This is a genomic window from Pseudoalteromonas sp. C2R02, from assembly GCF_018860845.1.
Classification (GTDB): Bacteria; Pseudomonadota; Gammaproteobacteria; order Enterobacterales; family Alteromonadaceae; genus Pseudoalteromonas.
The window spans coordinates 109,334-121,646 of record NZ_JAHKQC010000030.1; the positions used below are offsets into that span (position 1 = coordinate 109,334).

Genomic DNA, 12,313 nt, shown 5'->3' on the forward strand with positions numbered 1-12,313 from the left:
CTTACTACTTCCCTCCTATTACATACGAGCTTTGCATGTTATTTAATTACAATCCGCCAACAGATCCGTATCTTGAAATTATCTACCAAGATGATGACTTAGTAGTATTAAACAAACCAAGCGAACTATTAACTGTTCCAGGAAAAGATCCTAAACATGCAGACTCTTTAGAAAAACGTGTTCAACGTGTTTTTCCTACAGCAACGATAGTGCACCGTTTAGATATGGCGACTTCAGGCATATTATGTATGACGTTAAATAAACCAGCTCATAGACATATCAGCCGCCAGTTTCAGCAAAGAGAAACGAAAAAGCGCTATATTGCACGCGTTTGGGGAGCACTAGCACCAGAATCTGGATTAGTTGATTTACCGTTAATTTGTGATTGGCCAAATCGCCCAAAGCAAATGGTCGATTTTGAGCGTGGCAAACCATCACAAACCCTTTGGCAAGTATTATCAACTCAAACCCTTGATTGTGGCAATACTGTAACTCGTGTTGCGTTAACGCCAATAACGGGTCGCTCTCATCAATTAAGAGTGCATATGTTATCTCAAGGGCATGTCATTTTAGGTGATAGACTTTATGCTCACGAAGATGCTTTAAAAGCTGAGCCAAGATTACAACTACATGCTGAGTTTTTATCTGTGCGACATCCAGTAACGGAAGAAATTTTAGAGTTCAATGCACCGAGCCCTTTCTAATTAACCTGTTATATAAGTAATTGAGAATTAAATGAAAAGCATATATAAAATTTACACTTATCTTATAGTCGTTATATGCTTTTTATCTATTAGTGCCTGTCAGAGTATAACAGAAGCGAAGTTAGCCCAGTCATACAAATCTAACGCACCTCTTATCAATTCTTACTGGAAGATGCTTGAAGTCAATAAGCAAACAATTTTAGTCAGTGAAGGGCAAAGAGAAGCATTTATTCAATTGCGTCATAACAATAAAATAAAAGGTTTCACAGGCTGTAACCACATTACTGGTTCTTATAGTGTAAATACCACCTCCTCACAGCAAACACTTAGATTTAATAAAATAAATACCACCGAAAAATTTTGCACTGAGGGCATGGAACTACAGACCAGCATTGCGCCTATGTTGCAAAAAGTTAACTCATATAAAATATCAGGTGATAGCTTATTTTTATATAATAAAAATAACGATGTGATTGCTAAATTAGCTTCTATATATTTTTAGCTTCAAGGTTTTAAATCACAAGCCGATAATAAAATATTACCTTATGACATTTAGGAATACTTTGAAAAGCACTTCTTTTTACATCTTCATTTTGAGTTTATTTTTTATTAGCTGTACTTCTTGGGCGGCTGAATCAGAAGATATTGATGTAAAAGCACCGCCGACGCTTGAAAGTATCTATCAGCAAGATTTATATCATTATTTACAAGGTGACGAGATAAAACAAATACTCGCTGGCGATAGCGAGTTTAGTGCTTTGTATCGTGATCATACTGCCGCCCAAGCTAAAGGGGTTGTATTGTTATTTCCCGATTGGAGCTCACCTGCAAATAATCAACTTGGTCTAGATTACCTTAGAAAAGAGTTAAATGATTATGGTTGGGTATCGTATGCACTCAATGTTCCCGATCAAATTCCTTTAAATACCACTACAGCGCTCACCAATGAAGCTTTATTTCATGCGCCAGATCTACCTGTATTATCTGAAGCCGAACTTTCAACATATAAATTACTGCTTACTAGCCGCATAAAAGCGATTTATCAGCAAGCCTTAGAGCATCCTGGGTTTATTATTATCATAGCCCAAGGTTCAACGTCAGCCATGATAGCTGAATTTTTGGCGACTAAGCCAGAAGAAGAAGTAGATGCGATCATTTTACTAAGTAGCTTTTTACCTGATCCCGCTTTAAATAGAGATTTAAGCAATACGATTGCTAAGGTGATAGCCCCGGTGCTAGATATTTACCATACCCATGATAATAACTGGGTTTTATCCGAGGTTTCCAATAGGAAAAAAGCTAATAGAAAAGCACATAAACTTGATTATCGACAAAGAGAACTATTTGGTAATAACGACTCCTCACTCCAACATGCTCGTTTGCTGAAAGAGGTTTACGGGTTTTTAACTAAGATAGGAATATAAGATACAATTTTTATGGACATAGATTAACGTATCTACACTATAGGCTTGGCTTCAGCTGCGCATCTTTTAATAAATAATCCCAGCCTTTTAATACTCGCCACAAGCATAATTTACTTGTATTTGAAAATTTACTTTTGTCTTGTACGGATCAATCCAAACCGACAGCTCTGTATCTTGCCACGCAGTGGCCTTAATAAACCTGCGCAGCAGAATTATTATTTTAAGTACTCATAAGCAGCTTGAATATCTTGACTTTTTCTTTTAGCTATTTCCATCAAATGTTCAGGTAAACCTTGGGATACTAGTTTATCGGGATGATGCTGTGACATCAGTTTACGGTATGCTTTTTTTATCTCTTTTTCATTTGCAGTATCAGATAAACCTAATACCTCTAAAGCCTGTTTTCGGCCCATTTTATTAGTTTGTGCTTGCTTGTTTGATTTTTGCTGACCTTGTCTAAAGTTAAATTCAGCTTGATAACGCTTTAAAATGAAAATGAAGTGTGTTTTTGAAATACCTAATTGTTTACTTACTTTTTGCAGCAGCGATTTTTCTTCTTCTGATAAGTGTCCATCACTAAATGCCATCTGAATTTGTATTTCTAAAAATAACTGTAATAAATCAAAACGCCCTGCAAAACGTGCCTTAAAATCAGATAATGTATCTTTTAACGGAAACTCAGCATCTTTGCCTGCGACAAAAGCATCTTTTGCTTCTTGCCTACTTTCCCCTGTTAAATCCATTTCATCCATAAAAAGAGAAGCTGCTTTTATATGCACTTCACTTACTCTACCGTTTGATTTTGCGATATGCCCCATTACTGAAAAACAGGTATAAAAAAATAAAGCTTGGCGTTCATGAACATCCTCACCTGAAAATAAGCTTTGAAATCCACCTGCTTTATCAAAATTTTGCTTTAAACTTTTATCAAACATATGGCCAAGATAAAACCCTAATGCAGCTCCTAAAAACTTACCAAATAAAAAGCCAAAAGCTGTTCCTAGTATTTTACCCCACATTGCTTTACCTCTATTTTAACAGTTTTTATATTTATACCCTGTAAAATACAATTTTTTACTAATTTTGCAATCTCATTTATTAGAGAATTTGACCAAATTGTTTTATTATATCTAATTCTCCCTAACCACCTGAGCATTAAGGTTAATAAATGAACAATACTAGGAGCCTTTTGTTGCTCACAGGCTTATGTTTTCCAATGATAAGCCATGCTGAAGATGCTTCTTTGTTGTGTCATTCTCAAAATCAGTTAAATACTTGGTCTCCTTTAAAAAACATCCAATTTGGTAGCATGGACATTAAATCAGATAATGTTGAGCTATTAGGCACTCAAAGTGCTGAATTTTCAGGTGATGTTGATATTAATTCGGCCAAGTTTAATATTAGGGCAACGTCAGCTTTAATTGATAAGCAGCTTGGATTATTTAATGCAACAGGTCCTATTAGCTATCAAGATGTGATTTCAAAAATAAGCAGTACTGGTTTAAATGCCGACTTAAGTAGTTCTCAAATCAACTTATTAGGTGCGCAGTATCAGTTAACACAACAACAAGCTCGTGGTGGCGCAGAACTGCTTTCAATCAATAAAAATGAATTCATCTTAAATAATGGTAGTTTTACAACTTGTCCTGTCGATAATGAGTTCTGGTCAATTGAAGCCGATCAAATAATATTATCTCAAGAAGAGGGTTGGGGTGAAACTTATGGTATGACGCTAAAAGTACTCGATACACCAGTGCTTTATTTACCATATTTTACGTACCCTATTTCAGATAAGAGGCAATCAGGATTTTTAATTCCAAGCTTTGGACCCTCTTCTAAATATGGTTTTGAAATTGAAGCACCTTTCTATTGGAACATTGCAGAAAACGTTGATGCAACAATTACACCTCGCTATATGGCAAACCAAGGTGTGCAATTAAAAACCAAAGTACGTTATCTAACCGAAAAGCACCAAGGCTCTATCGGTATAGAGTATCTTAATGAAGATAAATCTGAACCAGAATTAAATGAGAGATACCTTTTTAATTGGCAGCAAGTTACAAACTTTAACGATGATTGGCGTGCTAGCATAGATGTTACTAATGTAAGTGATGACAACTACTTAACTGATTTAGAGTCTGATTTTGCTAATAAAACAGATACTCAGCTTTATAGAACAGGATTACTGACACATTTCGGTGATATGTGGCAAACAGATATAAAAGTACAAAATTTCGAAGTGCTAGGCGATCATTTAGCCTCTTACTCCGCTATGCCACAAATTACTTTTAATCAAATTCAAGCTTTTAATTGGAACGATATTCAGTTTACGTTAAATGGCGAGCTAAGCCATTTTCAGAATACTGATTTAATGATCACTGAAGCGTCTAGATTACACATAGAGCCAAAAGCACGTTACAATTATCAAGAATTTGGCTGGTCCTTTTTATCTGAGCTAAGTCTCTTACAAACCAATTACCAACAAAATGGTAACTTTGAAGGCACTGATATTGAAAAAAGTGTCAGCCGTACTTTACCTAAACTGAGATTGCATACACAGCTAAACCTAGAAAGAAAAACACCTTGGTTAGTAGAAAATGGCTATCAAGTACTAGAGCCTCAAATTCAGTATTTATACGTACCAAAAAAAGATCAATCTAATATTGGTTTATACGATACAACTAAGTTACAAGATGATTTCTTTGGTTTATTTCGTGATAAACGATTCTCCGGTGTTGACCGCATTGCAGCCGCTAATCAGATTACATTTGGTGCAACAACACGTATTTTTGGAGAAAAAAACAATGAGCTATTCAGTTTAAGTGCTGGGCAGACCTTTTATTTATCTGATTCTGCAAAACCTTCAGAGCAAGAATTAGATGAACAAAAAACGTATAATTCCTTGTTTGCTGGTGAAGCCATGTTACATTGGCATAGAAGATGGTATTTAGGCGCTGGCATTCAATATGATGTTGAAGGCAAAGAGTTAGTTCAATCACATATGACTTTAGATTATAAAGGTGATAATAATCAGCTTATACAATTGAACCATCGCTTTGCAAATGATGTCTCAGATAATAGAATTGAACAAATGGGTGCCTTTACTAGCATTCCAATTGCTGATAATTGGCAGTTTATTGCGAGTTATCAAAGGGACTTAGAGCATAACCGTAGTGTTGAAATTTTATCAGGACTGCAATATGAATCATGTTGTTGGGCAATTCAATTCACAGGCCATAGACAAATAGAAACTGATTTAAATCAATCAGACTCAGAGTTTGGACAACAAGACGCAGTATTTAATTCAGGATTTAGACTGAATTTTGTATTTAAAGGGCTGGGTGGAAAAAGTAACTACGATGCTAAAAAGTTATTACAACAAGGCATTTTTGGTTACCGTCGCCCTTATTTTATAAATAATTAAATCAAGAAATTAAAATGAAGTTAAAAACACTATTAGTAAGTACAGTATTTGGAATAGGTCTCAATTTTGGCCTAAGCAGTAACTTAGTCGCAAAAGAAGTTGAGCTAGATAAAGTCATTGCAATCGTGAATTCTGGCGTGATTTTAGAAAGCGAAGTAAACACTATAATTAATCGAGTCAAGAGCAGAGCTAAAACCGAATCTCAAACACTGCCTTCAGATAAAGCGCTTTATAGCCAAGCTGTCGATCGTTTGATCAATCAATCTTTATTAATGCAAATGGCCGATAGAATGGGCCTTAAAATATCTGATGGTCAATTAGATCAAACATTAATGAGAATGGCACAAGAACAAAATGGTAGCATTGAAGATTTAAGAACAACCATAGAAAATTCAGGCGATAACTACCAAGCTTACCGCGAAGAAATCCGTACAGAGATGACCACACAGCAAGTTTTACGTGGTAATGTTGACCGCCGTGTATACATAAGCCTGCAAGAAATTGATAACCTTCTTAAAATTATGGATAAGCAACAAGGTACTAGCGAAGAATATGATTTAGGTCATATCTTAATTGATATTCCAGCAGACGCATCCGCTGAAGATATTGAAAGCTCAAAAAAACGTGCTGAAAAAGTAATTGAACTTCTTAATAAAGGTGAAGAGTTCAAACGTATTGCAATTGCTTCATCTAGTGGTTCAAGCGCATTAGAAGGCGGACAAATGGGTTGGATGAATATCAATGAAATGCCAACACTTTTTGCTGAAGCTGTAAAAGGAAAGAAAAAAGACAAGATAATAGGCCCGCTAAGATCTGGTGCAGGTTTCCATATTGTTAAGATTCAAGATATTAGAGGTATAGAAGTTGTTGAAACTGTTGAAGTGCGTTCTCGCCATATTTTAATTAAGCCTTCAGTCATTGTTAGTGAAGAAAAAGCGCGTTCTATGCTAGCTGGTTTTGTCACAGATTTACGTGCAGGTACAGCTGACTTTGCCGAACTTGCAAAAGAGCATTCAGAAGATCCAGGCTCAGCACTTAAGGGTGGTGAATATGACTGGACAGATCCAACTATGTGGGTGCCTGCATTTAGAAAGAACGCGTTAGCACTTAAAAAAGATGAGATCAGTGAACCATTTAGATCAAGTCATGGTTGGCACATAATTCAACTACTGGATAAACGCATTGCAGATAAAACAGATCTTGCTAAAAAGAATCGCGCTTCAAAAATGCTTTACAACAAAAAATATAAAGAAGAAAGCTTTGCTTGGCAACGTGAGATCAGAGAGCAAGCATATATAGAATTAGTGGTGGAAGCACAGTAATGACGATTAGAATAGCAATTACGCCAGGCGAACCAGCGGGTATAGGCCCGGATCTGCTAATACAACTTATTCAACATGGCTGGTCTGCCCAGCTAGTTGCTATTGCTGATAAAGAATTACTTAAGCAAAGAGCCCAGCAATTAGGTCTCCCATTAAAACTTATCGAGTTTAATCCCGATCAACCTGCTCAGCCAAATAAAGCAACAGAGCTTTATTACACACAAATTGATATGACAGCACCCGCGATACCAGGTGAATTAAACGAAGCCAATGGCGAGTATGTTTTACATACTCTGCGTCATGCCTCAGAGCAAAATACCAACGGAACTTTTGCTGCAGTTGTTACAGGCCCTGTTCATAAGGGCATAATCAACAAGGCTGGCATCTCATTTAGCGGTCATACAGAGTATTTTGCACAACAAACTAACACATCTGATGTTGTTATGATGTTAGCAACTGAAGGACTAAGAGTTGCGTTAGTGACCACCCATATTCCATTGGCGTATGTATCTAAGGCTGTTACAGCTGAAAGATTAACTAAAGTAACCGAAATTCTGCATCACGATTTACAAGAAAAATTTGGTATCAAACACCCAAGAATTTTAGTCTGTGGTTTAAACCCACACGCTGGAGAAGATGGCCACTTAGGCACAGAAGAACTTGAAACCATCACGCCTACAATTGAAAAATTAAATGATTTAGGCATGAATTTAACAGGCCCGCTTCCTGCAGATACATTATTCCAGGATAAATACCTAAATCAAACTGATGCCGTGCTTGCTATGTATCACGATCAGGGTTTACCTGTGCTAAAATACAAAGGATTTGGTAACTCGGTAAACATTACCTTAGGTTTACCTTTTATTCGCACATCAGTGGATCACGGCACAGCATTAGATTTAGCTGGCACAGGTCAAGCTGATGTTGGAAGTTTTGAATTAGCTATTAGTGAAGCAATTCACTTAGCAACAAAAAATAAAGTAATTATTAATGACAGATAAAGTACATTTAGGCCATAGAGCAAAAAAACGTTTTGGACAAAACTTTTTATATGATGAAGGCATCATTGATAAAATAGTGACTGCAATTGATCCAAAGCCGGAAGATACCTTAGTAGAAATCGGTCCAGGTTTAGGTGCAATTACCGAGCCTGTTACCGCGCTTGCTGGTCATTTGACTGTTGTTGAATTAGATAAAGATCTTGTTAAACGCTTAACATACCACCCAACCTTAGGTGACAAGCTAACAATTCACCAAGGTGATGCACTTACTTTTGACTTTTCTCAACTGGTAAAAGCAGATTGTAAATTCAAAGTATTTGGGAATTTACCTTACAATATTTCTACACCTTTATTGTTTCACTTATTTGAATATGCTCAAAATATTGAACATATGCATTTTATGCTACAAAAAGAAGTTGTTAAACGCATGGCTGCACAGCCAAATTGTAAAGCCTATGGCCGCTTAAGTGTAATGACACAATATTACTGTCATGCAATGCCTGTAATCGAAGTTGGCCCAGAATGTTTTAAACCAGCACCTAAAGTTGATTCAGCAGTAGTAAGGCTAATTCCTAAAAAGCCTGAACAGTTAACAGCCAAAAGCACAAAAATGCTCAATACCGTTTGTTTAGAGGCATTTAACCAACGACGTAAAACAATTCGTAATAGTCTTTCAAACCTATTAACACCTGATCAAATTGAAGCGCTTGGTTTAGATTTAAAAATGCGAGCTGAAAACATTACATTAAATCAGTTTATTGATATAGCAAATTGGCTTTATGATAATAAAGCAAACCTTGATAATTGTAACACGGTATCAAATGACGATTAAAAGTAGCTTAGGCTCACCAATAAAGGTTTCTGTTGAAACCTTTTATATTGAAGCACAATCTGAACCAGAAAAAGAAAAGTATTTATTTGCTTATACTATTACGGTTAAAAACCACAGTTTATGCAGTGCGAAGCTCGTAAGCAGATTTTGGTTAATAACCGATGCGAATGGTAAAGAAGTAGAGGTTGAAGGTGAAGGCGTTGTGGGTGAACAACCGAGTATATCTCCAGGCGAAAGCTACACCTATACGAGCGGTGCGCAATTAGATACACCTGTTGGTACAATGCAAGGGCATTATAAAATGCGAAATGAGTTTGGCACTGAGTTTGATGCACCTATAGATGTCTTCAGATTATCAACCCCTAACATTCTTCATTAAAAAAGCACTCATAATAAATAACCTAATTTAATTTTAGGTTATTTAATCTTCTCTAAAGTATACAAAAAGGTTAAATCTATGGCTGATTATGCAATTGGAGATCTTCAAGGATGTTTTACTGAGTTTAAGTTACTTTTAGAAAAAGTAAACTTTAACCCTAGTAAAGATATCTTATATCTAGTCGGCGACATTGTTGCGAGAGGCCCTGATTCACTCGCTTGCTTAAGGTATTTAAAAAACCTAGGAGACAGTGTAAAAATCACATTGGGAAACCATGACTTACACTTAATCGCCACATATTACTTAAATAAACAACCAAAAAAAAATGACCTATTAGATAGTTTATTTTCTGCATCGGACTTTCCAGAACTCATCTCATTTTTACAAAAACAACCTTTAGCTATTTGGCTGGAGTCTTATCAAACATTAATTTGTCATGCTGGACTTTCACCACATTGGAATATTAAAACCGCACTCACGCAAGCAAACTTAGCAACAAAAAAATACCAAAGTGATGATGCTTTATACTACTTTAAAAATATGTATGGTGAAGGACCTTTAATTTGGTCTGATGAATTATCTGAGGTTGAGTCATTTCGCTATACTGTAAATGCTTTTACTCGAATGCGTTTTTTAACCCCTAATAATGAAATGGACTTTATCCATAAAGACGCACCACACAATACCCCAGAACTACAACCTTGGTTTAAACATCCAAATATACAACGCCTAAAAAATACTAAAATTATATTTGGACACTGGGCGTCTCTTTTAGGTAAAACGGACAATGAAAATATTATTGCATTAGATACTGGATGTGTTTGGGGTAAAGAACTAACCTTATTAGAGTTAGATACAGGTACAATTACGACACAAGCAGCAATTTAGTTCCAATTTTATAAAGTATTCGCTATGTTTTATGTAATTTAGTGTTTATTTTGTAAATATCTGTTAAATTTATTACAAGTAATACTCAACTTATTGAGTTTATAACCGATACTTTGAGTAGAGTATTTCACCTGTTCAATAGGAAATTATATGAACCTAACTGTTAGTCAGCGGATCTGGGGCGGATTCGTCTTTATTACTTTTTTACTTCTATTAATTGGGGGTAACTCGTTAGGGAAAATTTCGAATATAAATAAATCAGCACAACTTGTTAACCAGCTTTCTTTGCCTGCTTTAAGTATCAGCTCTGAACTGCAGGTAGAGTTTGTTATGATGGGTAAAATTAGTTTACAAATTTACCATGCAAAGGAAGAGGCAGAGCTTGATAGATTAAGATCTGAATTTAAAAAAATTGAAGGGAAATTTGACGCATCATATAAAAAACTCATTCAAAGTGTCAGTGATCATCAAGCACTTTCTAATGAAAGCGCTCAAATCAAAAAAACATATACAAGCTTCGCTGAAGATGTGAATACACTCTACCTTAAAAAGAAAGCAGTTATCCAACTGCAAAAAACATTAATAACTCAATTAGAAGAAATCGAAATTAACTCTGACGATGCCAGTACAGTTGTACTTGATATCATTGATGAAACTAATTTAGAGTCTGAAGCGCCTCGCGCATTTCAAGCTGCTAGTAATATGGAGAATAGCTTTTTATCTATTGTCAGTAATAGCACCGATCTTATTTCTGTAAACAATGCTCAAACACTTGAAACGTTAAATAATGAGCAAAAGTTTAGTATCACAGATTTAGAAAGAGGGCTTAGCCTTATTAGCGAGGCTATTGCTAGTAAAGAACCTGACTTACTCTCCGATTTAACTGATTATTTTGAAGTGCTAAAGACTAATATTATTGGTTCAAATGCATTAGTAATGAATAAACAAGCGCATTTAGATGCCTTATCTCAAGCAAGAATAGCCTTAGATCAAGCTGAAAATGAAACTAAAACTGCTATTAAACAATTAGATAAGCTAGTACAAATATCTAGTACTTTGGCTTTTGACTTACAAGCAGAAGTAAATGATAACGTATCTTCTGCTAATTTATGGACCCTGATTGGAATGGCAATTGCTACATTGATTGCAATTTTAGTTGCTTACTTAACAGTTCAACGCATCATTCGTCCATTAGCTGAAGTTAATAATATATTAGAAACTGTCGCTTCAGGTGATATGACTAGAAAACTAGATGATTCAGCCCAAGATGAGTTTGGTGAACTTGCAACAAACTGTAATACCCTAATTGATAACTTAAGAACACTAATACAAGGGATTATATCCCGCTCAACACAACTTGCAGCAGCATCAGAGGAAACATCTACAATAACCACTGAATCTAGCCAGGCAATGCAAGCACAACGCGCTCAGGTTGAACAAGCAGCTACAGCAACAACTGAAATGAGCAGCACATCACAATCAGTTACTCATAGCGCAGAAGAAGCACTTAATGAAATAAAACATGCAGATAACGAAGCTGAACGTGTAAAAGGCATTTCAGCTGAAAACAAAAACACGATTGAAAAACTTGCTAGCGAAGTTGATTCAGCATCAAAAGTTATTAATAAACTGCATCAAGATAGTGCCTCTATTGGTAGTATCTTAGACGTGATTAGAGGTATCGCTGAACAAACAAATCTACTAGCCTTAAATGCAGCAATTGAAGCTGCAAGAGCCGGTGAACAAGGTCGAGGCTTTGCTGTTGTAGCTGATGAAGTAAGGTCTCTTGCGAGTAAAACACAGGAATCAACCCAAGAAATACAAGCTATGATTGAATCATTACAATCAGGAGCAGAAGAAGCTGTATCTGTGATGGCTAAAGGTAAAGAGCAAGCTGTTTCTTGTGTTAATCAAAGTGAGCAGGCAACACAAGCCCTTGAACTTATCACTAAAGCCGTATCTCAAGCTCATGATATGAGTGAGCAGATCTCAACGGCCGCACAAGAGCAACACCATGTCTCTCTTGAGATAAGCGAACGGTTAGAATCTATTGTATCAATCACAGAGCAAGCTTCATCGGGTGCAGAGCAAACTTCAACAGCCAGTCAAGAAGTAGCAAAACTAGCTGAAGAATTAAGATTATCGGTAGATGAGTTTAAAGTTTAAATTTATCAATAAATAAACAGTAAAAAGCCAGATGGAAATTCATCTGGTTTTTTTATATGTACAATCCACTAACCTAGCGTTTACTCCTAGTAGCCTAGTGTCTGCTCCTAATAACCTAGCGTTTACTCCTAGTAGCCGAGTGTCTGCTCCTAATAACCTAGCACATTACTCCT

Annotated in this window: 11 protein-coding genes; 10 read left to right on the plus strand and 1 reads right to left on the minus strand. The window is 36.0% G+C overall.

Going from position 1 to position 12,313, the window contains the following annotated elements; translation table 11 throughout:
- The first annotated feature begins 35 nt into the window (after positions 1–35).
- From rluA to KO527_RS12100, 3 genes are all read left to right on the plus strand, one after another.
- Positions 36–704 (plus strand): bifunctional tRNA pseudouridine(32) synthase/23S rRNA pseudouridine(746) synthase RluA, encoded by a 669-nt coding sequence (gene rluA, locus KO527_RS12090; protein ID WP_042147402.1) that lies wholly within the window; start codon positions 36–38, stop codon positions 702–704.
- Between the two features lie 31 nt (positions 705–735).
- Complete coding sequence (locus KO527_RS12095) at positions 736–1,206, plus strand: META domain-containing protein (RefSeq protein WP_216040551.1); 471 nt, start codon at positions 736–738, stop codon at positions 1,204–1,206.
- Between the two features lie 61 nt (positions 1,207–1,267).
- Positions 1,268–2,128 (plus strand): DUF3530 family protein, encoded by an 861-nt coding sequence (locus tag KO527_RS12100; protein ID WP_216040552.1) that lies wholly within the window; start codon positions 1,268–1,270, stop codon positions 2,126–2,128.
- A gap of 215 nt (positions 2,129–2,343) precedes the next feature.
- Here KO527_RS12100 and djlA read toward each other — a convergent pair whose 3' ends face one another.
- Positions 2,344–3,147: a co-chaperone DjlA gene (gene djlA, locus KO527_RS12105; RefSeq protein ID WP_216040553.1), complete on the minus strand. Its 804-nt coding sequence runs from the start codon at positions 3,145–3,147 to the stop codon at positions 2,344–2,346.
- Between the two features lie 149 nt (positions 3,148–3,296).
- Between djlA and lptD the strand changes: the two genes are divergently transcribed.
- From lptD to KO527_RS12140, 7 genes are all read left to right on the plus strand, one after another.
- On the plus strand, positions 3,297–5,552 hold the full coding sequence (gene lptD / locus KO527_RS12110) for an LPS assembly protein LptD (protein WP_216040554.1): 2,256 nt from the start codon (positions 3,297–3,299) through the stop codon (positions 5,550–5,552).
- 14 nt (positions 5,553–5,566) lie between these two features.
- Positions 5,567–6,874 (plus strand): peptidylprolyl isomerase SurA, encoded by a 1,308-nt coding sequence (surA, locus tag KO527_RS12115; protein WP_216040555.1) that lies wholly within the window; start codon positions 5,567–5,569, stop codon positions 6,872–6,874.
- Positions 6,874–7,875 (plus strand): 4-hydroxythreonine-4-phosphate dehydrogenase PdxA, encoded by a 1,002-nt coding sequence (pdxA, locus tag KO527_RS12120; RefSeq protein ID WP_216040556.1) that lies wholly within the window; start codon positions 6,874–6,876, stop codon positions 7,873–7,875. The genes surA and pdxA overlap by 1 nt, the downstream gene beginning before the upstream one ends.
- Entirely contained in the window at positions 7,865–8,707 is an 843-nt protein-coding gene (gene rsmA / locus KO527_RS12125; protein ID WP_216040557.1) for a 16S rRNA (adenine(1518)-N(6)/adenine(1519)-N(6))-dimethyltransferase RsmA, read from the plus strand. The genes pdxA and rsmA overlap by 11 nt, the downstream gene beginning before the upstream one ends.
- A complete protein-coding gene (apaG, locus tag KO527_RS12130; protein WP_216040558.1) occupies positions 8,697–9,086 on the plus strand; it encodes a Co2+/Mg2+ efflux protein ApaG in 390 nt (129 codons plus the stop codon). The genes rsmA and apaG overlap by 11 nt, the downstream gene beginning before the upstream one ends.
- Positions 9,087–9,164: 78 nt before the next feature.
- Positions 9,165–9,974 (plus strand): symmetrical bis(5'-nucleosyl)-tetraphosphatase, encoded by an 810-nt coding sequence (locus KO527_RS12135; protein ID WP_216040559.1) that lies wholly within the window; start codon positions 9,165–9,167, stop codon positions 9,972–9,974.
- A 150-nt stretch (positions 9,975–10,124) separates the two neighbouring features.
- Positions 10,125–12,140: a methyl-accepting chemotaxis protein gene (locus KO527_RS12140; RefSeq protein WP_216040560.1), complete on the plus strand. Its 2,016-nt coding sequence runs from the start codon at positions 10,125–10,127 to the stop codon at positions 12,138–12,140.
- The last annotated feature ends 173 nt before the right edge of the window (positions 12,141–12,313 follow it).